Here is a 22490-nt window from a genome sequence, read left to right on the forward strand (position 1 = left end):
GCCTCGCTTGATAGACCGGTCGACAGCAGACATGGGGCCGGCGATTTCTTCACCGAAGACCGTGAGCTGATCGGGGGGGGGGGGGTAGTTAAGCGTGTTTAAACTCTTGCGTGACCGCATGTGGGCGGTGCTTCGCGATGGCATCCGCATCTGGGCCCTTGCGCCCATCATTCCCGCACTGGTCGTTCTGCCGGAATTCGCCCAGCACGTGGCCGAGATCCAGCTCGGCATGTTCGAAAGCCGCGAGGCCGGTCGCGTCATCTCGGAAAATCCCACGAGAATGGCGTTCGGCGCTGCCAAGCTTGCAGGACTGTTGCTAGCGATTCTCGCCACCATCCGCTTCTGGGGAGCCGACCGAACCGAAGGTCGATGGTGGAACCTGGCGTCCGTGGCATGGGCGAAAGTTGCGGTCGCGATTGTCCTGATTGCGCTGGCGGCGCTGCCCGGAACCTTGCTGCGCGATAGCATCGGGGAGGAAAAAGCCGGCTGGATCGACATGGCCTTGGGGATCGCTACCCTGCCCTTGCTGGTGCTTCTGGTGCGCGGCATTTCCGGAGACCGGGTGACCGGATTGCGGGATGTTTTCCGTGACGGCTGGTTCGCCGCCATCCGCCTGCTCGTCTTTACGGCGATGGTGTGGATCCCGCTGCAATTTCTGCATGGCAAGAATCATGACTGGGCATTCGGCGCTCCGGAGGCGGCGGTCTGGTCGCTCTTGATCTTCGACAGCCTGGCCGTCGGCCTTCTCGCCACCCTTGGCGGAACGGCGATGCACCACGCTGCTCAGCGGTGGCCCCGAGAGGCCGCGCCCTCGCGCCCAGCCTCGCACGGGGCGGCCTAGGCCACACCGACGATCAACGGTAAAAGAAAAGATGGTGCCCAGGAGAGGACTCGAACCTCCACGCCCTTACGAGCGCCGCCACCTGAAGACGGTGCGTCTACCAATTCCGCCACCTGGGCACGGGCTGTTTCCAGCAGGTAGGCCGCGGCGCTTAAGGGAGTGCTGCCTTCCTTGTCAACACATCCTTGTGGGGGGCCCCGATTCCGGCCCGATTGCGCTGTGCGAAAGGCATCATGGCTTCCCCGCCATTTACCCTCTTGCTTCAACAGCTTTTCATCTGCCGCGCTTTAACATGGCCTCACTGCCAGGCGAATAGTCGACGGCAGGGACGAGCCGCAAAGGCCCGTGCGAAGAGGATCGAGCGGCGAGGGGTATGGCGTGCTCCGCCCGCGATGACATCCCTTCCCGGCGCCCGGTCCGTTCCGGCCATTCCCCTTGACGCTCCGCCCGGCAGTCGGGCGCGTCGGCACCAAGGCCCCTCAATCCCTTGGTGACGGCCACCCGCCCAAAGGATCGAGCAGGGCCGCGTGAAAGCCTCATCATATCCCCTCCGAGGACGGCCCTGCTCTTTCCCCCCCTTGCCAAGCGACCCGTGCTTGGCCCAAGGGATGCCTCCATTACGAAAGCGTGATCGGTAGGCAGATGAGCGACCCCAATTCCATTCCCATCATCACCGTCTTCGGCGGCGGCGGCTTCATTGGCCGCTACGCCTGCGAACATCTGCTCAAGCATGATGTCCGCCTGCGCGTGGCCGAGCGGCAGCCCAAGCGCGCCAGCCGGCTTCAGCCGCTCGGCGATGTCGGCCAGGTCGCGCTCATGCCCGCGGACCTCACTCGCCCCGCGACGGTCCAGCGCGCGGTGGTCAACGCTTCGGCGGTGATCAATCTCGTCGGCACTTTCGACGGCGATCTCGAATCGGTCCATGTCGAAGGCGCCCGCACTGCCGCCCTCGCCGCCAAGGAAGCAGGTGCCAAGGCCTTCGTCCATGTTAGCGCGATCGGCGCCGATCCGGATGCCACCTCGGTCTATGGCCGCACCAAGGGCGAAGGCGAACAGGCGGTTCGCGATGCCTTCCCGGGCGCGACCATCCTGCGCCCCAGCGTCGTGTTCGGCCCCGAAGACGAATTCACCAACCGCTTCGCCTCCATGTCGATCCTGCCCTTCCTGCCGGTCCTCGCGCCCAAGTGCCGTTTCCAACCGGTCTTCGCGGGCGACCTCGGCAAGGCGATCGCCGAGGCCGCGCTCCGTCCCGACCGGCACGGCGGCAAGACCTATGACATTGCCGGCCCCGACGTTTTGACGATGCACGAACTCAATGAACGGATCGCGCGCATGGCGGGTCGCTCCCCCCAGATCGTCGACCTTCCCGATTTCGTCGGCGATGCCATGTCGCGGCTCGGCTTCCTGCCGGGCGCGCCGATCAGCCGCGACCAGTGGCTGATGCTCCAGTCCGACAATGTCGCCGATCCGGCACGCCCGGGCCTTGCCGACATGGGCATCGAGGCGACCCCGCTCGCACAGGCCGCGCCTGAATGGCTCGGTCGCTATCGAAAGGGCGGCCGCTTCGCCGTCAGCGAGACGGCATAGACCCATGCCCATTCTCTGGCTCGTCATCATCCTCGGCATCGTCGAGGGTCTCACCGAATATCTGCCCGTCTCCTCGACCGGCCATCTCATCCTCGCGACCGAGTTGATGGGCTATGACGCCGAACGCTGGGCGCTATTCAACATCGCCATTCAGCCGGGCGCCATTCTCGCGGTGGTCATCCTTTACTGGAAGACCTTCTGGGGCGTGCTCACCGGCCTTTTCGAAAAAAGCCCGGGCGCCATCGCCTTCACGCGCAACCTGCTCGTCGCCTTCACTCCTGCGGTCGTGCTGGGCCTCGCGCTCGGCGAATATATCGACGACCTCCTCGAAAATGCGGTGGTCGTGGCGTGGGCGCTGATCGTGGGCGGCATTGCCATCCTCATCATCGAGAAATGGGCCGACCCCCCTGCCCGCCCCGACATCCCCGAAGACCAGGTCGGGGGCGCGGTCGCGACGATGAGCTTCAAGAAGTCGCTTCTCATCGGCCTGGTCCAGTGCCTCGCGATGATCCCGGGCGTCAGCCGATCGGGTGCGACCATCATGGGCGCGATGAGCTTCGGCATCGACCGCAAGACCGCTGCCGAATTCAGCTTCTTCCTCGCGGTGCCCACGCTCACCGGCGCCACCGCGCTGCAAATGTTCAAGGCGCGCGACAGCATCGTCGCCAGTGAACTCGGCTGGATCGGGCTCGGCGCCTTCGTCAGCTTCATCGTCGCCTATATCGTGGTGAAGGCCTTTATGGCGGTCGTTACCCGCTACGGATTCGCTCCCTTCGCCTGGTACCGTATCGCGGTCGGGGCGGCCGCGCTTGTGTGGCTCGGCGCAATATGATTGAAGGGTCCCCGATAGTTTAACCGGGGGAATTCCATTGCTGCGATCGATCATCTGCACGCTGGGCGCATTGTCGCTCGGCGTGGCCACACCCGCTTATGCCGAAACCGCCTCGGCCAGCCCGCAAGCCACCGCCGCGGTCGACGCGCTCTGGCCCGAGGGAACCAGCGAAACCATGATGGAGCAGATGGCGGGTCCGATGACCGATGTCATCCTGGGCTCCATGTCGTCGCTGTCGACCGATCAGATCATCGAAATGATCGGCAACCAGATTGACGATGAGCAGCGCGCCGACATGGAGGCGCGCCTGTCCGGCATGACGCTGGGTGAACTGATGGCGGTTATCGATCCGTATTTCGAGGAACGTCAGCGCATTACCATGGACGTCACGTTCAAGGCGATGGCTCCAGTGATGATCGAGGTCGAACCGATGATGAAGGCGCGCCTCGCCCAGGCGTTCGACCGGCACTATAGCGCCATCGAACTGGCCGCCGCGAACCGCTTCTTCGCGACGCCGGAAGGTAGCGGCTTCGCGTCCAAATTCATGTCGACCTACATGGATCCCGAATATCTCGCCGTAATGGGCGAAATGACACCCAAACTCATGGAAGTCATGCCCGCCGCGATCGAGAAGGTCGTGGAACGGACGAGCCACCTGCCGCCGCCGGGCGAGGGGATCGAGGAACGGCTCGAAGCGCTCGGCACCAAGGCCGAATAGACAGGTTCAACGGGGGAAACATCATGCACATCGTCACCACCAGCCTCACCGCGCTGTCGATCGGCCTTGCCGCGCCCGCGGCCAGCGCCAGCCTGCCGCAGGAAAGCCAAAGCGCGGCCACCGCCCAAGCGCCTGCCCTTAGCCCCGAACGGCGCGCCCTCGCGCTCGATGCGGTCGATCTCTACTGGCCCGAGGGCGAAGCCGAATATGTCGTCAACTATATGCTCGACGATTTCGCGACGATGATGCTCGACACGCCGATCAAGACGCTCGCCCGCGACTTCGGCATGACCGAACTCATCCAGGCATTCGGCGTTCTGGCTCCGATCGCCGCCGAGGAAGCGGGCGAGGCGAGCGAAGAATTGCCCACCACCGAGCAGATGGAGGCAGGCGCCGAATTCATGCTCGCCATGTTCGGCGACAAGACGCTGCGCGGCATCCTCAAGGGCGAAGACGAGCATTTCGACGAACGTTTCGACATCGTCCGCGATGTTCTGAAGTCCGAACTGCCGCCGGTCTTCGACAAGTCCGAACCCAAGATGCGCGCGGTCCTGGCCGAACTGTTCGCCGAGAAGTTCACCGATAGCGAGCTTCGCGAACTCGCCGCCTTCGCCGACACGGCGGCGGGGCAGAAGTTCGTCCACACCAATTGGACCGCATCGTTCGAACCGACCTTCTACCGCGCGGTCTTCGCGGGCCTCCCCGACTTTGTCGAAGGCATGCCGGGCCTCGTCGAAACGCTCGAAGCGCGCACTGCCCACCTGCCGCCGATGTTCCCCGAACCCGAGATCGAGGCCTGTGAGGAAGGGGAAGAGGATTGCGCGGCGCACGAAGACACGCCCGAGCATCTCGAGGAAATGGCGGAAGAGCTCGAAGCCGAGGCCGCCGAGTTGCGCGCCCGCGCCGCCGAGATGCGCACCGAGGCTGCCGGGTCAGGCGAATAGCCCTTCTTTTCTGTTGATAAGTCGCCGTGCCCGCTGGACGGGCGCGGCGGCTTTTCTTAGTGCCGCTTGATATGTGGCAACTTTTCCAATTTCCCCTGTGCCCCTTTTCCCGCAAGGTGCGCCTCGTCTTGGGCGAAAAAGGCATTCCGCACGAACTGGTGCGTGAAAATCCCTGGGAAAAGCGCGACGAATTCATCGACATGAACCCCGCGGGCGAAACCCCCGTGATCGTCGAGGTCGAGACCAAGGCGGTGCTGATCGGATCGCAGCCGATCGTCGAATATTTCGAGGAAACCACCGAAAAGGCGCCGATGCTCGACGGCAATGCCCGCGCCCGTGCCGAGGTGCGCCGCCTCGTGCAGTTCATCGACGAGCGGCTCTATGGCGATGTCGTCGCCCCGCTGATGCACGAGAGGATGATGAAACGGCTCGTCAGCCGCCAGGCCCCCGATACGGGCGCGCTGCGCCAGGCGATGCGCGTGGGCAATAATTATATCGACTATCTCGACTATCTGCTCGACAACCGCCGCTGGCTGGCGGGCAGCAGCCTCAGCCTCGCCGATTTCACCGCCGCGGCGCACCTGTCGGTGATCGACTATCTCGGCGCGCTCGACTGGCGCGGCCACCAGCAGACCAAGGACTGGTACAGCGTGATGAAATCGCGCCCCTGCTTCCGCCCGCTGCTCGGCGAGCGCATGGAAAATATCGCGCCCCCCGCGCATTACGACAAGGTCGACTTCTAGCAGGAGCGACCGAGCATGAGTGCGGCTTCGCAAGGCGAAGGCGGGCTTATGTCGAAGAGATCGCGACGGCCGGCCGACGGGTCGCGCCAGCGAGCCCGATCGACGGGGTCAGGCCGCCCTGATCCCTCAGGCCCGGCGGGCGCTCACCAGATAGTTGAGCCGCATGTCGTCGCTGAGATGCAGCCCTTTCATCGGCCCCATCGCGATCCCCGTGACATCCTCGACCTCGAGACCGACCGTGCCAAGCATCGCCTGCAATTCCTCGGGCGGGATGAACTGGTCATAGTCATGCGTGCCGCGCGGGATCTTCCCCATCCCCTCGGCGAGCGTGATGGTCAGCAGCTTTGACCAGGCGGTGCGGTTGGGCGTCGACATGACGAGCAGCCCGCCGGGCGCGAGCCGCTTTTCGAGCGCCGCCACGAACGCGGTCGGTTCGGCGACATGCTCGATGACTTCCATCGCGGTCACCAGGTCGAATTGCCCCTCGACATCTTCGACGCCCCCGACCCGATAGTCGATTTCGAGCCCCTGCTCTTCCGCATGGCCGCGCGCGACCGCGATCACCTCGGCGGCGGCATCGACACCCGTCACCTTCGCACCCAGCCGCGCCAGCGGTTCGGCCAGCAGCCCCGCTCCGCAGCCGACATCCAGCGCACTCTTTCCCTCGAGCGGGCGGAATTGGCATTCGTCGCAATCGAAATGCTGGTCGATGCGGTCGCGCAGATATTGCAGCCGCACCGGATTGAGCTTGTGGAGCATCGCGCTCTTGCCCTTGGGATCCCACCAATCGGCGGCCATCGATCCGAAATGGGCGGCTTCGCGGTCTACGATGCTGCTTGTGTTCGTCATGCCTGCTCCCTACCAGCATGAACCCTTATGGGCGAGCCTCAACGCATCGTGATGAAATTCGGCGGGACCTCGATGGCAGGCATCGAGCGGATCCGCCATGTCGCGGGCCTCGTGTCGCGCGAAGCCGCGGCAGGCAATCAGGTCCTCGTGGTGGTTTCGGCGATGGCGGGGGAAACCGACCGCCTCGTCCAGTTGTGCAAGGAAGCCGCCGCTCTACACGATCCTCGCGAATATGACGTGGTGGTCGCCAGCGGCGAACAGGTCACTTCGGGCCTTCTTGCGATGACGCTCCAGAACATGGGCGTCGATGCCCGCAGCTTCATGGGCTGGCAGCTGGTCCGCGCCAGCGGCGTGCATGGCAATGCGCGGGTCGAGAAGATCGAGGCAGGTCTGCTCGACGAAGCGCTGACTGGCGGACAGGTCTGCGTCATCCCGGGCTTCCAGGGCGTCAGCGAGGATGGCCGCGTCGCCACGCTCGGACGCGGCGGATCGGACACCAGCGCGGTGGCGATCGCCGCGGGGGTGAAGGCCGACCGCTGCGACATCTACACCGATGTCGATGGCGTCTATACCACCGATCCGCGCATCGTCCCCAAGGCACGCAAGCTCAAACAGGTCACCTTCGAGGAAATGCTCGAACTGGCGGGTGCAGGCGCCAAGGTGCTGCAGGTCCGCAGCGTGGGGCTGGCGATGCGCGAGAATATGCCGCTGCGCGTGGTCTCCGCCTTCGAGGATTTGCCGGGTACCGAAATCGTCGCCGAACTGGGAGAGGATATGGAACGCACCGCCATCGCAGGCATCGCCGCCGACCGGAACGAGGCGCGCATCACTTTGACGCGCATCAAGGATCAGTCGGGGGCGCTCGCCGATGCGACGCGCCCGCTGGCCGATGCGGGCATTCCCATCGACATGATCGTCCACGCCGCCACCGAAGGCGCGGGGCAGAGCGATCTCAATTTCACCGTGCCGCGGCCATCGCTGGCCAAGGCACTGTCGCTCCTCGAAGATGCGCGGGACGATATCGGCTATGCCGAACTCAAGAGCGATGACCGGATCGCCAAGATCTCGATCGTCGGCGTGGGCATCCGCTCGGATCCCGCGCTGTCGAGCCGGATGTTCGACACGCTGGCCGACCGCCAGATCAACATCCTCGCGGCGAACGCCTCCGAAATCCGCGTCAGCGTGCTGATCGGCGAAGAGGATGTGGACACCGCGGTGCGCGCGCTGCACAGCGCCTTCGAACTGGACCAGGAACAGGAATGATTTGATGAGTGGTGAAGGCTTGATTCCCGAAACCCGGCCCCTGCCCGACGCGGGCGGCGCGGCTCGGCTCGCCCAGCTGATGCAGCGTGGCACCGAATTTCTCGGCTGCGACCATGCGATCATGGGCGGCGCGATGAGCTGGATTTCCGAGCGCAACCTCGTCTCGGCGATTTCCAATGCCGGGGGCTTCGGGGTGATTGCCTGCGGCGCGATGCCGCCCGAACTGCTCGACAAGGAAATCGCCGCCACGCGCGAGATGACCGACCGGCCGTTCGGCGTGAACCTCATTACCATGCACCCCGATCTCGACCGGCTGATCGACATCTGCCTCGAACATGAAGTCGGCCATATCGTTCTCGCGGGCGGCCTGCCCTCGGGCAAGGCGATCGAGCGCATCAAGAAAGGCGGCGCCAAGCTGATCGCCTTCGCGCCGGCGCTCGCGCTCGCCAAGAAATTGATCCGTTCCGGATGCGATGCCCTCGTGATCGAAGGCATGGAAGCCGGCGGTCATATCGGCCCGGTCGCCACCAGCGTGCTCGCGCAGGAGATTCTCCCCGCGGTCGCCGAGCAGGTTCCGGTGTTCGTCGCGGGCGGAATCGGCCGCGGCGAAGCGATCGCCGCCTATCTCGAAATGGGCGCGGTGGGCGTCCAGATCGGCACCCGTTTCGTCTGCGCCACCGAATGTATCGCGCATGAGAATTTCAAACGCATGTTCATTCGCGCATCGGCGCGCGATGCCATTCCCTCAGTTCAGATTGATCCCCGGCTGCCCGTGATTCCCGTTCGGGCGCTCAAGAACAAAGAGATGGAAGCCTTCGCCGCCAAGCAGCGCGAGGTCGCCCAGGCGCTCGACACGGGGGAGGTCGAGATGGCCGAGGCCCAGCTCCAGATCGAGCATTACTGGGCCGGCGCTCTCAAGCGCGCGGTCATTGACGGCGACGTCGAGACCGGAAGCGTCATGGCCGGTCAGTCGGTCGGCATGGTCAAGCGCGAGGAGCCGGTCGCGGCCATTCTCGCAGAGCTTGTCCAGGAAGCGGCAGAAGCGCTCGAAACTCGCCATTGATGGTGCCTTTCATGTGAAGGAAAAATGCCCCGGACGGTGCGGCTATCGTGCCGCCTGCCGGGGCGCCTTTCCTGATTCCCTGTCATTCGGCGGGAAGACTGACAGAGGCGGTGGCGGGGCTGCCAGCAACAAAGGGTCCGAAGCGGGGGGAAATAAGGGTGCTTCCGCCCGCCGTGCGGCTCTGCTAGCCCCTCCCCCATGCCAGAAAGCGCCGCCACTGCTGCCCGGGACATCCTGACGGGGCTCCATGACATCATGGCGGGTCGCGGCTCGACCCAGGCGAAGCTCGACCGGGTGGTCGACCTCATTGCCGAATCCATGGCCAGCGAAGTCTGCTCGATCTACGTGCTGCGCGACGGGGCGCTCGAACTCTACGCCACCCACGGCCTCAACAAGGAAGCCGTCCATGTCACCCGGCTGGGGCTGGGCGAAGGCCTCGTCGGCACGATTGCCGAGGAAGGGCGCATCCTCAATCTCGACGAAGCCTCGAGCCATCCGCAATATGCCTACCGCCCCGAAACGGGCGAAGAGGATTTCCACAGTTTCGCGGGCATCCCCATCGTCCGCCGCGAGGAGCCGATCGGCGTCCTCACCGTCCAGCACGAGGACACGCGCAAATATCTCGATGTCGAGATCGAAGCACTCCAGACGGTCGCGATGGTCCTGTCCGAGCTGCTCGCCAATGCGGGCATCGCCGACGGCACACGCGGTCGAAACCGCGAAACCGGCGCGCAGCGCCTTGCAGGGCTCAAGCTCGTCACCGGCATGGCGCGCGGCAAGGCGGTCTTCCACCAGCCCAAGGTCACCGTCGAACATACCGTCGCCGAGGATACCGAGGCCGAGCGCGCGCGCGTCTATGCAGCCTTCCGCAAGATGCGCGAACAGATCGATCATATGACCCGCGATGCCGAGTTCGGCGTCGGCGGCGAGCATGAGGAGATCCTCGAGACCTACAAGATGTTCGCCTATGACGAAGGCTGGTCGCGGCGCATCAACGAAGCGATCGACAGCGGCCTCACCGCCGAGGCGGCGATCGAGCGCGTCCAGCAGCGCACCCGCGCGCGCATGCGCGACATCGACGATCCCCTGCTGGCCGAGCGGATGCACGACCTCGAGGATCTGTCCAACCGCCTTCTGCGGATCGTCGCCGGACGTGTCGGCACTGCGGCGCAGACCGGGCTCCAGGAAGACACCATCCTCATCGCCCGCAATCTCGGGCCCGCCGAACTGCTCGACTATGATCGCCGCCGCCTGAAGGGCGTGGTGCTCCAGGAAGGCTCGCTCACCGCGCATGTCACCATCGTCGCGCGCGCCATGGGCGTCCCCGTCGTCGGACGCATCGAGGATATCCGTCATATCGTTGCGGAAGGCGACACCATCCTCGTCGATGGCGACCAGGGCATTGTCATCGTCCGTCCGGGACGCGGCATCGCCGCCACCTTCGACCAGCGCATGGCGACCAGCCAGAAGCGCCGCGAGGAATATGCCGCGATTCGCGACAAGAAGGCCGAGACAAGGGACGGCACCCGCGTCACGCTGATGGTCAATGCGGGTCTCGCCGACGATGCCGCGATGCTCGATGCTTCCGGCGCCGAAGGCATCGGCCTCTTCCGCACCGAGTTCCAGTTCCTCGTCGCGGCGACGCTGCCGGGCCGCGAAAGCCAGCTCAAGCTCTACCGTGAAGTCCTCGACGCGGCGGGCGACCGCCCGGTCGTCTTTCGCACGCTCGACATCGGCGGCGACAAGGCGCTCCCCTATCTGATGGACGAGAAGGACGAGGCCGAAAATCCGGCGATGGGCTGGCGCGCGCTCCGGCTCAGTCTCGATCGCGCCGCCCTCATGAAGGCGCAGGCCCGCGCTCTCGTCGAAGCTGCCGGAGGACGCACGCTCAAGGTGATGTTCCCGATGGTCTCCGAACCGTGGGAGTTCGAGGAAGCGCGCGCCCTCTTCGAAGAGCAGGTCGAATGGTGCCATTCGCGCAAGCGGATGCTGCCCACCCGCATCGAATATGGCTGCATGCTCGAGGTGCCGAGCCTTGCCGAGACGCTCGACATCCTCCTGCCCCAGCTCGATTTCCTGTCGATCGGCACCAACGACCTCACTCAGTTCCTCTTTGCCGCGGACCGCGCCGAACCGCGCCTCGCCGAACGCTACGACTGGCTATCGCCCGCCATCCTCCGCTTCCTCAAGCGGATCGCCGACCAGGCCAACGAGGCCGGCGTCCCCGTGCGGATCTGCGGAGAAATGGGCGGGCGCCCGCTCGAAGCGATGGCGCTCATCGGGATCGGGATCGAGAATTTCTCGATCACGCCGGCCGCGATGGGACCCATCAAGGCGATGGTCCGTTCGCTCGACGCGGAGAAGGTTCGCAAGAAGATGCGCAAGGTCCTGGCCAAGCCGCCGCGCGACGTGCGCCGCAGTCTCACCGACTGGGCGAAACGGCAGAAGGTCGATCTCGGCTAGGACTTAATCCACCGGCTTGGCGGATGGCCATTGACTGCGCCGATGGGCTGCGTGACAGTGCGCCAATCTTGGGAGTGGGCGATGGAAGAAGAGAGCGTTCAGGACGAATTGCCGGGGGTCACCCCGATCGGTCAGCGGCTTCGCGAAGCGCGCGAGGCGAAGGGTCTGAGCATCGAGGATATCGCGGCCAAGACGCGCATCCCCAAGCGCCATATCGAAAGCCTTGAAAATGCCGATTTCGCGCGGCTTCCGGCGCCCACCTACACGATGGGTTTCGTCAAGTCCTACGCCAGCGAAGTGGGCCTCGACCGCGACGAGGCGGGCGCCCAGCTTCGCGAGGAAATGGACGGCTTCCGTTCTCCCGTCGAGACGGTCGAGGGATTCGAACCCGCCGATCCCAACCGCGCGATGCCCGGCTGGCTGATCTGGACCGCGCTCATCCTGCTGATCGGCGCGATCGCCTTCTTCATCTGGTACAACGAACGTTCGCTCAGCAGCGACGGCGACGTCGATCCGCCCGCGCTCACGACCATCGGCACGCAGGCCGAGGAAAGCGAGCCCGAGGCCGCGATCGTCCCCGCCGACAATGTGGTGATCATCGCCAACGAGGCCGCCTGGGTGCGCGTGACCGACGGCAACCAGGTCCTCATCGCCCGCGAACTCGCGGCAGGCGAAACCTTCGTGGTGCCGAGCGATGCCAATGCGCCGATGCTCGAAACCGCCCGCCCCGAAGTGCTGCGCATCAGCGTCGGCAACCGCGATGCCCCGCAGGTCGGGCCCGCGGGCGTCCGCGTCCAGAATGTTAGCCTTCTCGGCTCCGATCTGCTGGGCGGCTCGCAACCTGCGCAATCCGCACCGGCACCCACCGGTACGACCGGCGGGGCAAGCGGCGGCACCGCGCCTCCGCCCGCCAATCCCTGACATTCAGCGGCGAGTAAGCTCGTCTTTTCCATCACAGCGTTTCACCAGAATTCACGAGATTGACCATGCGACTTCCCATCCTCACCGCCTTCCTCGTCACCACTTCGCTGATCGCGGTTCCGGCCCACGCCCAGGACGACCGCAAGCGCGAACGCGAAAACCGCGAGAGGATCGAGCGGCTGGAGAAGCAGGTCCGCCAGGTCCAGAAGCAGGTCTTCCCCGATGGCCGCCCCGCCGATACCGCGGGTTTCTACGACGATCCGGTCGCCAGCCGCTCGTCGGTGGACGTTCTCACCGGCCGCGTCGACACGCTCGAACGGCAGATGACCGAACTCATCCGCAATTCCGAAGAGGCGCAATATCGCCTCGGCCAGATGGAAGCCGAGCTGGCGCGCCTTCGCGCCGCACAGGAAGCCGCCTCGCGCCGCTCGGTGGTGGTCGAGGACGAAACGCGCCCCGCAGTCTCGACCCCGCGTTATGAAAACCGCCCCGAACCCGCGGAAGAGGAAGAGGCCGCTCCGCCGCCGCCCGCTCCGCGCGCCGCGCAGGCCAACACGACCGTGAAGCCCGTTCCCGCCAACGACCCTTCGTTCGAGGCAGCGGGAGAGGAGGCCTATACGCAGGGCTATCGCCTGTGGAACAGCGGCAACAATGACGAAGCGATCACCGTGCTTCGGGCAATGGAATCCTCCTTTCCGGGTCATCGCCGCGTGAGCTGGGCACGCAATCTCATCGGCCGCGCGCTTCTCGACAAGGGCGAACCGCGCGCCGCCGCCGAAGCACTGCTGGCCAATTACCGCAGCGATCCCGACGGCGAACGCGCCGCCGACAGCCTCTATTTCCTCGGCCAGGCGCTGATGCGCCTCAACCAGCCGGGACAGGCCTGCAAGGCCTATGAGGAACTCAACGACGTCTATGGCGCGAACATGCGCGACTATCTGCGCGAACGCCTTCCCGCCGCGATGCGCGATGCCAAGTGCGGCTAGGAACTAGCTGATGGCGGACGGGTCGCTTCCTGACGAAAGCGCCGTTCGCCGTTTCGCCGTCGATCTCGACCGGCTCGTTCCCGGCACCGCCCCGCTCGGCCTCGCGGTGTCGGGCGGAGCCGACAGCCTCGCGCTTCTCCTGCTCGCCGCCGCCGCACGGCCGGGCGCGGTGCGCGCGGTCACGGTCGATCATGGCCTGCGCCGCGAAAGCGCGGAGGAAGCGCGGCAGGTCCGCTCGATCTGCCTCGATCGCGAAATCCCGCACTCCATCCTCAAGGCCGATTGGCCCGAAGGCCCCCCGATTTCCAATATCGAGGCCAGCGCCCGCAAGATCCGCTATGCCCGCCTCGCCCATTGGGCGACCGGCGAAGGGCTGACCCATATCGCCACCGCCCATCATGCCGAGGACCAGGCCGAGACCATGCTGATGCGCCTCGCACGCGGCGCGGGCCTTTCGGGTCTCACCGCGATCCGCGAACAGCGTCCGCTGGGCGAAAAGGTGACGCTCGTGCGTCCCCTCCTTCACTGGCCCCGCGCGACCTTGCGGGCGCTGGTCGAAGCCACGGGCCTGCCGATCATCGACGATCCCATGAACAAGGATCCGTCCCACGACCGGGCGCGCCTTCGCGAGGCACTGCGCGAAGCAGGCTTTGGCGACGCCGCCAAATTCGCCGAAAGCGCGGCACATCTCGCCGAGGCCGAACAGGCCCTCGGCTGGGCGGCACGACTCATCTATCCGCACCGCGTGAAGGAGGATGGAGACGGGCTTCTCTTCGCGCATCGCGGCCTGCCGCGCGAAATTCTCCGCCGCATCCTTCTCATGGCCTTCGACTCGCTCCACCGCAGCCCGCCTCGCGGCCCCGACCTCGCGCGCGCGATCGACGGGCTTTTCGAGGGCCGCCAAGCCGCGCTCGGGGGTCTTTTGCTCTCGGTAAAGGGCGAAAATTGGCGAATTGCCCCGGCCCCGCCGCGTCGGGCGTTGTAGGGCGCCCTTCCGCACCCTATCTTAAGCGCACATCAAGCATTTTGCCGGAAACCTAGATCGTCATGGACCAGAACCAGCCTCCGCAGCCGCCGCAGAACAATTGGACGCGCTCCCTCTTCCTGTGGGTCGCGATCATCTTCGGCATGGTGCTGTTCGTCCAGGCGTTGAGCGGACCTTCCGACGCCGAGGAAGGCGAAGCCATTCCCTACAGCGAATTCGTCAAGCAGGTCGACGAAGGCAAGGTGAAGTCGGTCACCATGGCAACCACGCCCAGCGGCAATGCCCAGATCGCGGGCACGCTCGACGGCGACACCCCGTTCACCACCACCGCGCCGCCCGATACCAATATTGGCGACCGGCTCATCGAACAGGGCATCTCGGTCAAGGTCCAGCAGGAAGAACAGGGCAGCCTGTGGCAATATCTGCTGATCAACTCGCTGCCCTTCCTCCTCATCCTCGGGATCACCTTCTTCGTCATCCGCCAGATGCAGAAGAATGCCGGCGGCGGCGCGATGGGCTTTGGCAAGTCCAAGGCGCGGATGCTCACCGAGAACAAGCAGAAAGCGACCTTCGACGATGTCGCGGGCATCGACGAAGCGCGCGAGGAACTGCAGGAAATCGTCGAATTCCTGAAGGATCCGGGCAAGTTCGCCCGTCTCGGCGGCAAGATTCCCAAGGGCGCGCTGCTGGTCGGCTCGCCCGGCACCGGCAAGACGCTGCTCGCCCGCGCCATCGCGGGTGAGGCAGGGGTGCCTTTCTTCACCATTTCGGGCTCCGACTTCGTCGAGATGTTCGTCGGCGTCGGCGCCAGCCGCGTGCGCGACATGTTCGAGCAGGCCAAGAAGAACGCGCCCTGCATCATCTTCATCGACGAAATCGACGCGGTCGGCCGCCATCGGGGCGCGGGCCTCGGCAATGGCAATGACGAGCGCGAACAGACCTTGAACCAGCTGCTCGTCGAAATGGACGGCTTCGATGCCAATGAAGGCATCATCATCATCGCCGCCACCAACCGCCCCGACGTTCTCGACCCGGCGCTCCTGCGCCCGGGCCGTTTCGACCGTCAGGTCGTCGTGCCGCGCCCCGACATCGAGGGCCGCGAGAAGATTCTCATCGTCCATATGCGCAAGGTGCCGCTCGCTCCCGACGTCGATCCGCGCGTAATCGCGCGCGGTACGCCCGGCTTCTCGGGCGCCGATCTTGCCAACCTCGTCAACGAGGCCGCCCTGATGGCCGCCCGCAAGGGCAAGCGCCTCGTCGCGATGAGCGAATTCGAGGAAGCCAAGGACAAGGTCATGATGGGCGCCGAGCGCAAGTCCATGGTGATGACCGAGGACGAGAAGAAGATGACCGCCTATCACGAAGCGGGCCATGCGATCGTCGCGCTCCACGAACCGGCGTCCGACCCCATCCACAAGGCGACCATCATCCCGCGCGGCCGCGCGCTCGGCATGGTGATGCGCCTGCCCGAACGCGACAGCTATTCCTACCACCGCGACAAGATGCACGCGAACCTTGCCGTGGCGATGGGTGGCCGCGTCGCCGAGGAAATCATCTTCGGCTATGAAAAGGTCTCCTCGGGCGCCTCGGGCGACATCCAGTACGCGACCAAGCTTGCGCGCGACATGGTCACCCAGTGGGGGATGTCCGACGAAATGGGCCCGGTCCAATATGAGGAACAGCAGGGCGAGACCTTCCTCGGCTACTCCCAGAGCCAGGGGATGAACGTCTCTGCCGAGACCGCGCAGAAGATCGACAAGGAAATCCGTCGCATCATCGACCAGGCCTATGACCGGGCGCGGACCGTTCTCACCGAGCATGGCGACGAACTCGAGACGCTCGCCCAGGCGCTGCTCGAATATGAGACCCTGTCGGGCGACGAGATCAAGACTCTGCTCGACGGCGGCTCGATCGACCGTGGCGGGCCGAGCGCCCCGACCATCCCGGCGGCAGGCAGCTCGATCCCCAAGGCCAAGCGCCCCAGGAAGGGCGGCATCGGCGGTCCCGCGACCGCCTAGCCCACCGCGCCGAGGACCAGCATCAGCGCCGCGAACAGCGCGAGCACGATGAAGGCCGCCAGGATGAGAAGCACTGTCCGGACGAGGGCCGACAGGCGCGACAGGCCATAGGTGCCGCGCAGCTGCCGAAACATGTGGAAGGGCGCATAGAAAAGCGCCGCCACGCCGGCCAGTTCGCCGAAGCCGAAGCGCGAGGCAATCCCCACCGCGATCACCAGCAGCATCATGAAGCTGATCGAATAGGTGATGAACACCGCATGGTCATACATGCGCCATGTCCGCGAGAAGGGGAAAAGCAGCCACAGGAAGGGCAATGACAGCGGGATGAGCAGCCAGCTCAACTTGTAGGCCTTGGTCTGGACCTTGTAGAGAAACAGCCCCGGGTTGGCGCGCGCCTTTTCGAACTGTTCCTCGACCAGCGGCTTGAGACTGTCGCTGCTGGTGATCGAGACTTGCCGCGCGGGCGGCGGCTCGATGCCCGCATCCTCGGCGCGCATCACTTCCAGCTGTTCCTCGGCGGTCTCCAGCGCGGCCTCAAGCCCGGTCCGGATCCCCTCGGTTCCATATCCCTGCTGCTCTTCGAGTTCGGCCAGCGCTTCCTCGAGGCCCGCGATCCGTGCTTCCTGTTCCTCGATCGTATCGGCAGCCGCCGCGCCCCCGAAGGTCACGTCCTCGCTTTTGACATCGCCCACCGAGACGACCAGCGCGAACATCGCCACCACGGTGAACAGGTAGAAGGCGATGGGGCTGATGAAGCGCGCGCGCTGCCCCGCGACATAGCGCCGCGTCAGTTTCCCCGGTCTCCAGACGAGAAGCGGCAGCGTGTTCCAGAACTTGCCGTCGAGATGGAGAACGCCATGGACGATGTCATGGACCAGCCCGCCGAGCGTGCGATGGATTTGCACCTTCTGCCCGCAGTTGGAGCAATAATGGCCCTCGAGAGGCGCCGCGCAATTGAGGCAATCACCCGGTCCCGGCGTGACTTCGCCGCCCTTGCCGTCGCTCACCGGCTCGACCGCGCGGCCCAGCATGGCGCCGCCCGCGACTTCGGCTGCCGCTTCCAGTTCGCTCATCGCCCCTTCCCCTTCATTCAGGCCCCCTCCTGTTAGGCCATCGCGGTGGCGCAGGCAAAATGTGCATGCTAGCGCCGTCTGCATGGCGCGCATCGGTCTCCTCGGCGGCAGTTTCAATCCGGCCCATTTCGGTCATCGCAAGGTGAGCCTCCATGCGAGGGAAGCGCTCGGGCTGGACGAGGTCTGGTGGCTGGTTTCGCCCGGAAATCCTCTGAAATCCGCCAAGGGCATGGCCCCCTACGAAGCCCGCTTCGCCTCGGCCCGCGCGATGGCTCGCCGCGCTCCCATCCGCGTGTCCGACTTCGAACGGCAGGTCGGGACCCGCTACACCGTGGACACGCTCGAAAAGCTTCTCGAACGCCATCCCCAGCATGATTTCATCTGGCTGATGGGCGAGGATACTGTTGCCCAATTTCACCAATGGAAGGACTGGCGCCGCCTCGCTAAAAGCGTAGCGATTGCAGTGCTGAGCCGCCCGGGGTATCATGACGATGCCCGCGCGGCGCGCGCGATGGGCTGGCTCAGGTGGTTCGTCCGCCCCTCGGCCAAGGCAAGACAGTGGACCGAATGGAGTGTTCCGGCGATCACGTTCCTGCGTTTACCGCCCGATCCGACATCCGCTACACGCTTGCGCGCGCTCAACCCCGATTGGCACAAGGACAGGGCTTCCAAGGCCCTGCCTGGCCGTATTGAAAAGGAATGAATTTGGCTGAATCGCACGCCTTGAGTGAGACCGGTCGCAAGTCCCCGCCTGCCACTCCCGAGGAGATCGAGAAGCTGCACGCGCTCGTGATGAAAAGCCTCGACGATGACAAGGGCGAGGAAATCGTCTCGATCCCGCTGGCCGGCAAATCCTCGATCGCCGACTATATGGTGATCGCCTCGGGCCGCTCGTCGCGCCAGGTGGGCGCGATGGCGCAGAAGCTGGCCGAGCGGATCAAGAAGGAATTCGGCCGCCCGGTGCGGATTGAAGGCCTGCCCGTGGCCGACTGGGTGCTGATCGATGCCGACGACGTGATCGTCCACCTGTTCCGGCCCGAAGTGCGCAGCTTCTACAATCTCGAACGCATGTGGGCCTTCGGCGACGAGCCGTCCACGGGTTCGGCCTGATCCTGCCGGCGGGCGGACATGCTGCTGCATATCGTCGCCCGCGGGAAGATCGGCCGATCTCCCGAAGCCGAACTGACCGACCGCTATCTGAAGCGGATCAACTGGAAAACCCGCGTCACCGAACTGCCCGACACCGGCGGCAATTTGCCCGCGCGCGACGGCGCGAAGACCATTGTGCTCGATGAGCGGGGCAAGGCCATGCGCTCGGCCGATTTCGCAAAACTGCTGGGCCGCTGGCGGGACGAAGGGGTGCGCGAAACCCAGTTCCTGATCGGCGCCGCCGACGGTCACAGCGAGGAACTGACTCGCGAGGCCGACCTTCTTTTCTCCTTCGGACCCGCGACCTGGCCGCATATGCTGTGCCGCGCGATGCTTGCCGAACAATTGTTTCGCGCGGTCGCGATCCTCTCGGGCCACCCCTATCACCGCGAAGGACGCACGGGCGGATGAGGCGCGCCCCGCTCGCTCTTCTCCTTCTCCTCGGCGCCGCCGCCGCCGCGCAGGACAGCCGCGCGCCCGGCGTCGATGACCGGCTTGCCGAGGCCAGCCGCCAGGCCGAGCAAGCCGAGGAACGCGCCCGCAGCCTCGCCGCCGAGGCCGAAAAAGCCGGCAGCGATGCCGAAAGGCTCGCCGCCCGCCGCGCCGCGCTCGCCGAACAGATTGCCGCCGACGAGGCGCGCATCACCGAGGCGAGCCTCAAACTCGCCGCGATCCGGCGCGAAATCGCTGCCCGCGAAGAGCGCATCCGTGCCGAAAAGGCGCCGCTGTCGGGCCTGCTCGCCGGGCTGGTCATCGCCGGTCGCCAGCCGCCGCTTCTCGCGCTCGTCGACAGCCAGTCGGTCGATGAACTGGTGCGTGTCCAGGCGCTCGTGGAATCGAGCCTTGCCGCGCTCGAAAAGCGCGCCCGTGCGATCCGTGCCGACGCCGCCCGCCAGCGCAGCATGGCCGAGGCGGCACGCCGCGAACTGGCCGATCTCGAACGACGCATCGCCGTGCGCGATGCCCGCCGCGCCCGCTTCGCCGAGGAGGAAGCCGCCGCGCTCGCCGCCGCGCAGGCGCTCACCGATGCCGCCTTCCGCGCCGACAGCCAGCGCATTGCGGTCGCCGAAAATTTGGCCGACCTCGGCGACAGTGCCGCCCGCCGCCGCGAAAGCCGCGCGCAGGCCCGCGCCCTTGCCCAATATGATCCCGCCCCGCCGCGCCCGTCGCAAATCGCCGCTCGCCCGCTTCGCATCGAGGGACCTCAGGGCTATCGCCTGCCCGTCGCGGCACCGGTCCGGCGCGGCCTCGGAAGCCTGTCGGAAGGCGGCATCCGCTCGCGCGGCCTGCTGCTCGATACCCCGAGGGGCGCCCGGCTGATCGCCCCCGCCGACGGGCGCATCGCCTATGCAGGTGCCTTCCGCAGTTTCGACGGGGTGGTAATCATCGACCATGGCGATGGCTGGGCGAGCCTGCTCACCGGCGTCGCGACCACCCTTGAGGAAGGCGAACAGGTGCGCGCGGGCGCCTCGCTCGGACGGGCGCAAGGCCCTGTCGGGGTCGAACTATGGCATCGGGGCGCCCCACGTTCGCCTGCTCTCATCGCAGGTTCATCTAAAATCATGTCAAATGGCGCTCGAACCGGTTAAGATGCGAGCCGCTTTGACAAAGGATGTTTGCATGAAGAAATTCGCTGCCACCTTCCTGCCCCCGTTGGCGGTCGTAGGGGCGCTTTCGGCGGTTCCGATGACCAGCGCGACGCTGGCCGCGCAGGATGTCGATACCTATCGCGAATTGGAAAATTTCCTGTCGGTCTTCCAGCAGGTCCGCGCCAACTATGTCGAGGAAGTCGACGATCACACGTTGATCAAGGGCGCGATCGACGGAATGCTGGCCTCGCTCGACCCGCACAGCAGCTATGTCGAAGCCAGCGATTTCAACAATATGCGCCTCACCACCGACGGCAATTATGGCGGGCTCGGCCTCACGGTCAGCCAGCGCGACGGCGCAGTGGTGGTGATCAGCCCGACCGAGGACACGCCCGCGCACCGCGCCGGAATGAAGGCCGGCGATTTCATCACTCATCTCGATGGCGAACTCCTGTTCGGCCTCAGCCTCGATGAAGCGGTCGAGAAGATGCGCGGCCGTCCCGGTACCGAGACCACGCTGACCGTGGTGCGCCCGGGCCGCGACAAGCCCTTCGATGTCACCATCAAGCGCGAAGTGATCGAACTGAAGCCCGTCAAATGGGAAGTGAAGGACGGGGTCGGCATCATCAACATCAACAGCTTCTCGGCCGCCACCGGCGACGGGGTCGAGGATGCCGTTCGCTCGATCGAACGCTCGCTCGGCCGCAAGCCGATCGGCTATGTGGTCGATCTGCGCTCCAATCCCGGCGGTCTCCTCGACCAGGCCGTCGAAGTCACCGACGCTTTCCTCGAACGGGGCGAAATCGTTTCCGAGCGCGGTCGTGCGAAAAATGACATCGACCGCTGGTTCGCCAAGAAAGGCGACATCGCTGAAGGCCGTCCGGTGATCGTGCTCATCGACTCGGGCTCGGCCTCGGCGTCCGAAATCGTCGCGGGCGCGCTGCAGGACCACCGCCGCGCGGTCGTGATGGGCGAACGCAGCTTCGGCAAGGGCAGCGTCCAGTCGGTCATTCAGACCGGCCCGAAAAGCGCGCTTCGCTTGACCACGGCACGTTACTACACGCCTTCGGGCCGTTCGGTGCAGGCCGGCGGGATCGAACCCGACATCAACGTGCCCCAGCTTTCCGACCCCGATTATTTCGACCGGCCGCGGCTTCGCGAGGCCGATCTTCGCCGCCATCTCGTCGCGCAGGCCGGTGTCGAGGACGAGGTTCTCGAGGATGATGGCGAAGCGGTCGATCCGCGTTTCTCCGCCACCGCCGAGGAACTGGAAAAGCAGGGCATCGAGGATTACCAGCTGCACTATGCCGTGAAGACGCTGCAGCGGGTCGCATCGCTCGCACCGCGCGTCCAGCAGGCGAGCGGTTCCAACTGATGCTCGCTCCTCCCGTCGAAAGGCAGCTCGCATCGCCGCGCAACCTGCGGCTCCTCGCGCTGTTCGTTCCCTCGGCGCTCCTCGCCGGGGCGCTCGGCTCGCAATATATCGGCGGGCTCTTCCCCTGCGACATGTGCTATTGGCAGCGCTGGCCCCACGCAGCGGCGATCCTGCTCGCACTCGCCAGCTTCACCGCTCCGGCGAATGCGCCGCGTTCGCGCCTGCTCGTCGGCCTCGCTGCGGCAGCGATTGCCGTTTCGGGCGCGATCGGCGTCTATCATGTCGGGGTGGAAATGGGCTTCTACGAAGGCGTCACCGCTTGCTCGGCGGGCTCCTCGACCACCGATCCCGGCGCGCTTCTCGACGAGATCATGAATGCGCCGGTCATCCGCTGCGACCAGGTCCAGTGGGAATTCTTGTCGGTCTCGATGGCGGGCTGGAACGCGATCATCTCGCTCGGCACCGCCGCTCTCATCGCGATCGGCCTCGTGAAGGGGAAGAAGGCATGAGCGACTGGCAGCCCGGCGATCGCAAGGTCGATGTCGATTCGATGATCCGCGTCGACCATGCGGGCGAATATGGCGCGACCCGCATCTATGCCGGGCAGCTAGCCGTTCTGGGCGATCGCAGCGCCGCGGCGCATCAGGTCGCGCGCATGGCCAGCCAGGAAGAACGCCATCTGGCGCGCTTCGACCAGCTCATCGTCGAACGGGGCGTGCGCCCCACCCTTCTCCAGCCCTTCTGGAACGTGGCGGGCTTCACACTGGGCGCGGCAACCGCGCTCCTGGGTGAAAAGGCCGCGATGGCCTGCACCGATGCGGTCGAGACCGAGATCGACCGCCATTATGCCGAACAGCTTGAACAATTGGGCGACAGCGATCCCGAACTTTCCGCCGATATCGAACAGTTCCGCGAAGAGGAATTGGAACATCGCGACACCGCCCGCGAACATGGGTCGGAAGAAGCGCTCGCCTATCCGCTTCTCACCGGGATGATTCGGCTGGGTTGCCGTGCAGCCATCGCCGTCGCAAAACGTATTTGACTTGGGACCGGGCGCGCGCACCCCTCGCGTCGGTCCAGTGAAAGGAAGA

At 65.6% G+C, this 22490-nt stretch carries 22 protein-coding genes and 1 tRNA gene; 20 read left to right on the plus strand and 3 right to left on the minus strand.

Features of this window, described 5'->3' with window-relative positions; translation table 11 throughout:
- Positions 1-94 precede the first annotated feature (94 nt).
- Positions 95-841 carry a hypothetical protein gene (locus FHS50_RS07495; protein ID WP_221184843.1) on the plus strand — a complete coding sequence of 249 codons (747 nt, stop codon included), beginning with the start codon at positions 95-97 and terminating at the stop codon, positions 839-841.
- 32 nt (positions 842-873) lie between these two features.
- Here FHS50_RS07495 and FHS50_RS07500 read toward each other — a convergent pair.
- A tRNA-Leu gene (locus tag FHS50_RS07500) sits at positions 874-960 on the minus strand.
- 523 nt (positions 961-1483) lie between these two features.
- Here FHS50_RS07500 and FHS50_RS07505 point away from each other — a divergent pair.
- The 5 genes from FHS50_RS07505 (at position 1484) to FHS50_RS07525 (ending at position 5665) form a co-directional block, all read left to right on the plus strand.
- Positions 1484-2428: a complex I NDUFA9 subunit family protein gene (locus tag FHS50_RS07505; protein WP_183933705.1), complete on the plus strand. Its 945-nt coding sequence runs from the start codon at positions 1484-1486 to the stop codon at positions 2426-2428.
- 4 nt (positions 2429-2432) lie between these two features.
- Positions 2433-3260 (plus strand): undecaprenyl-diphosphate phosphatase, encoded by an 828-nt coding sequence (locus FHS50_RS07510; RefSeq protein WP_183933706.1) that lies wholly within the window; start codon positions 2433-2435, stop codon positions 3258-3260.
- 37 nt (positions 3261-3297) lie between these two features.
- Entirely contained in the window at positions 3298-3978 is a 681-nt protein-coding gene (locus FHS50_RS07515; RefSeq protein WP_183933707.1) for a DUF2059 domain-containing protein, read from the plus strand.
- 23 nt (positions 3979-4001) lie between these two features.
- Positions 4002-4922, plus strand: a complete 921-nt coding sequence (locus FHS50_RS07520; RefSeq protein ID WP_183933708.1) for a DUF2059 domain-containing protein — start codon at positions 4002-4004, stop codon at positions 4920-4922.
- Between the two features lie 71 nt (positions 4923-4993).
- Positions 4994-5665 (plus strand): glutathione S-transferase family protein, encoded by a 672-nt coding sequence (locus FHS50_RS07525; RefSeq protein ID WP_183933709.1) that lies wholly within the window; start codon positions 4994-4996, stop codon positions 5663-5665.
- Positions 5666-5791: 126 nt separating this feature from the next.
- Here the strand turns inward: FHS50_RS07525 and ubiG are convergent, their stop codons facing one another.
- Positions 5792-6514, minus strand: coding sequence for a bifunctional 2-polyprenyl-6-hydroxyphenol methylase/3-demethylubiquinol 3-O-methyltransferase UbiG (gene ubiG / locus FHS50_RS07530; protein WP_183933710.1), 723 nt, complete (start codon positions 6512-6514; stop codon positions 5792-5794).
- Positions 6515-6541: 27 nt separating this feature from the next.
- Here ubiG and FHS50_RS07535 point away from each other — a divergent pair, with 27 nt between their 5' ends.
- From FHS50_RS07535 to ftsH, 7 genes are all read left to right on the plus strand, one after another.
- The gene (locus tag FHS50_RS07535; protein WP_246332992.1) at positions 6542-7777 is read left to right on the plus strand and encodes an aspartate kinase; all 1236 of its coding nucleotides are present in this window, start codon (positions 6542-6544) and stop codon (positions 7775-7777) included.
- A gap of 4 nt (positions 7778-7781) precedes the next feature.
- Positions 7782-8840, plus strand: coding sequence for an NAD(P)H-dependent flavin oxidoreductase (locus FHS50_RS07540; RefSeq protein ID WP_246332993.1), 1059 nt, complete (start codon positions 7782-7784; stop codon positions 8838-8840).
- A 198-nt stretch (positions 8841-9038) separates the two neighbouring features.
- A complete protein-coding gene (gene ptsP / locus FHS50_RS07545) occupies positions 9039-11303 on the plus strand; it encodes a phosphoenolpyruvate--protein phosphotransferase (RefSeq protein ID WP_183933711.1) in 2265 nt (754 codons plus the stop codon).
- 81 nt (positions 11304-11384) lie between these two features.
- A complete protein-coding gene (locus FHS50_RS07550) occupies positions 11385-12224 on the plus strand; it encodes a RodZ domain-containing protein (protein WP_183933712.1) in 840 nt (279 codons plus the stop codon).
- Between the two features lie 65 nt (positions 12225-12289).
- Positions 12290-13210, plus strand: a complete 921-nt coding sequence (locus FHS50_RS07555; protein ID WP_183933713.1) for a tetratricopeptide repeat protein — start codon at positions 12290-12292, stop codon at positions 13208-13210.
- Between the two features lie 10 nt (positions 13211-13220).
- The gene (gene tilS / locus FHS50_RS07560; protein WP_183933714.1) at positions 13221-14195 is read left to right on the plus strand and encodes a tRNA lysidine(34) synthetase TilS; all 975 of its coding nucleotides are present in this window, start codon (positions 13221-13223) and stop codon (positions 14193-14195) included.
- Between the two features lie 62 nt (positions 14196-14257).
- The gene (gene ftsH / locus FHS50_RS07565; protein ID WP_183933715.1) at positions 14258-16213 is read left to right on the plus strand and encodes an ATP-dependent zinc metalloprotease FtsH; all 1956 of its coding nucleotides are present in this window, start codon (positions 14258-14260) and stop codon (positions 16211-16213) included.
- On the opposite strand, the gene FHS50_RS07570 is transcribed toward ftsH, so the two are convergent.
- Positions 16210-17286, minus strand: a complete 1077-nt coding sequence (locus FHS50_RS07570; protein ID WP_183933716.1) for a DUF3667 domain-containing protein — start codon at positions 17284-17286, stop codon at positions 16210-16212. The genes ftsH and FHS50_RS07570 overlap by 4 nt on opposite strands.
- 82 nt (positions 17287-17368) lie before the next feature.
- Between FHS50_RS07570 and FHS50_RS07575 the strand changes: the two genes are divergently transcribed.
- The 7 genes from FHS50_RS07575 (at position 17369) to FHS50_RS07605 (ending at position 22441) form a co-directional block, all read left to right on the plus strand.
- Positions 17369-17989, plus strand: a complete 621-nt coding sequence (locus FHS50_RS07575; protein ID WP_183933717.1) for a nicotinate-nucleotide adenylyltransferase — start codon at positions 17369-17371, stop codon at positions 17987-17989.
- An 89-nt stretch (positions 17990-18078) separates the two neighbouring features.
- A complete protein-coding gene (rsfS, locus tag FHS50_RS07580) occupies positions 18079-18396 on the plus strand; it encodes a ribosome silencing factor (RefSeq protein ID WP_246333087.1) in 318 nt (105 codons plus the stop codon).
- Positions 18397-18414: 18 nt separating this feature from the next.
- Complete coding sequence (locus tag FHS50_RS07585; RefSeq protein WP_183933719.1) at positions 18415-18846, plus strand: 23S rRNA (pseudouridine(1915)-N(3))-methyltransferase RlmH; 432 nt, start codon at positions 18415-18417, stop codon at positions 18844-18846.
- A complete protein-coding gene (locus FHS50_RS07590; protein ID WP_183933720.1) occupies positions 18843-20024 on the plus strand; it encodes a murein hydrolase activator EnvC family protein in 1182 nt (393 codons plus the stop codon). The genes FHS50_RS07585 and FHS50_RS07590 overlap by 4 nt, the downstream gene beginning before the upstream one ends.
- Before the next feature lie 31 nt (positions 20025-20055).
- A complete protein-coding gene (locus FHS50_RS07595; RefSeq protein ID WP_183933721.1) occupies positions 20056-21399 on the plus strand; it encodes a S41 family peptidase in 1344 nt (447 codons plus the stop codon).
- The gene (locus FHS50_RS07600; protein WP_183933722.1) at positions 21399-21908 is read left to right on the plus strand and encodes a disulfide bond formation protein B; all 510 of its coding nucleotides are present in this window, start codon (positions 21399-21401) and stop codon (positions 21906-21908) included. The genes FHS50_RS07595 and FHS50_RS07600 overlap by 1 nt, the downstream gene beginning before the upstream one ends.
- Positions 21905-22441, plus strand: a complete 537-nt coding sequence (locus tag FHS50_RS07605; protein ID WP_183933723.1) for a demethoxyubiquinone hydroxylase family protein — start codon at positions 21905-21907, stop codon at positions 22439-22441. Before FHS50_RS07600 ends, FHS50_RS07605 begins: the two co-directional genes overlap by 4 nt.
- Positions 22442-22490 lie beyond the last annotated feature (49 nt).

Origin of the sequence: Sphingomicrobium lutaoense (genome assembly GCF_014195685.1) — a bacterium.
GTDB lineage: Bacteria > Pseudomonadota > Alphaproteobacteria > Sphingomonadales > Sphingomonadaceae > Sphingomicrobium > Sphingomicrobium lutaoense.

Coding starts and splice junctions, on each gene's coding strand:
- FHS50_RS07520 (WP_183933708.1), top strand. CDS start 4,002: ATGCACATCGTCACCACCAGCCTCACCGCGCTGTCGATCGGCCTTGCC.
- ftsH (WP_183933715.1), top strand. CDS start 14,258: ATGGACCAGAACCAGCCTCCGCAGCCGCCGCAGAACAATTGGACGCGC.
- ptsP (WP_183933711.1), top strand. CDS start 9,039: ATGCCAGAAAGCGCCGCCACTGCTGCCCGGGACATCCTGACGGGGCTC.
- ubiG (WP_183933710.1), bottom strand. CDS start 6,514: ATGACGAACACAAGCAGCATCGTAGACCGCGAAGCCGCCCATTTCGGA.
- FHS50_RS07525 (WP_183933709.1), top strand. CDS start 4,994: ATGTGGCAACTTTTCCAATTTCCCCTGTGCCCCTTTTCCCGCAAGGTG.
- FHS50_RS07575 (WP_183933717.1), top strand. CDS start 17,369: ATGGCGCGCATCGGTCTCCTCGGCGGCAGTTTCAATCCGGCCCATTTC.
- FHS50_RS07535 (WP_246332992.1), top strand. CDS start 6,542: ATGGGCGAGCCTCAACGCATCGTGATGAAATTCGGCGGGACCTCGATG.
- FHS50_RS07605 (WP_183933723.1), top strand. CDS start 21,905: ATGAGCGACTGGCAGCCCGGCGATCGCAAGGTCGATGTCGATTCGATG.
- FHS50_RS07550 (WP_183933712.1), top strand. CDS start 11,385: ATGGAAGAAGAGAGCGTTCAGGACGAATTGCCGGGGGTCACCCCGATC.
- FHS50_RS07595 (WP_183933721.1), top strand. CDS start 20,056: ATGAAGAAATTCGCTGCCACCTTCCTGCCCCCGTTGGCGGTCGTAGGG.
- FHS50_RS07510 (WP_183933706.1), top strand. CDS start 2,433: ATGCCCATTCTCTGGCTCGTCATCATCCTCGGCATCGTCGAGGGTCTC.
- FHS50_RS07540 (WP_246332993.1), top strand. CDS start 7,782: ATGAGTGGTGAAGGCTTGATTCCCGAAACCCGGCCCCTGCCCGACGCG.
- FHS50_RS07585 (WP_183933719.1), top strand. CDS start 18,415: ATGCTGCTGCATATCGTCGCCCGCGGGAAGATCGGCCGATCTCCCGAA.
- rsfS (WP_246333087.1), top strand. CDS start 18,079: ATGAAAAGCCTCGACGATGACAAGGGCGAGGAAATCGTCTCGATCCCG.
- FHS50_RS07590 (WP_183933720.1), top strand. CDS start 18,843: ATGAGGCGCGCCCCGCTCGCTCTTCTCCTTCTCCTCGGCGCCGCCGCC.
- tilS (WP_183933714.1), top strand. CDS start 13,221: ATGGCGGACGGGTCGCTTCCTGACGAAAGCGCCGTTCGCCGTTTCGCC.
- FHS50_RS07505 (WP_183933705.1), top strand. CDS start 1,484: ATGAGCGACCCCAATTCCATTCCCATCATCACCGTCTTCGGCGGCGGC.
- FHS50_RS07600 (WP_183933722.1), top strand. CDS start 21,399: ATGCTCGCTCCTCCCGTCGAAAGGCAGCTCGCATCGCCGCGCAACCTG.
- FHS50_RS07570 (WP_183933716.1), bottom strand. CDS start 17,286: ATGAGCGAACTGGAAGCGGCAGCCGAAGTCGCGGGCGGCGCCATGCTG.
- FHS50_RS07555 (WP_183933713.1), top strand. CDS start 12,290: ATGCGACTTCCCATCCTCACCGCCTTCCTCGTCACCACTTCGCTGATC.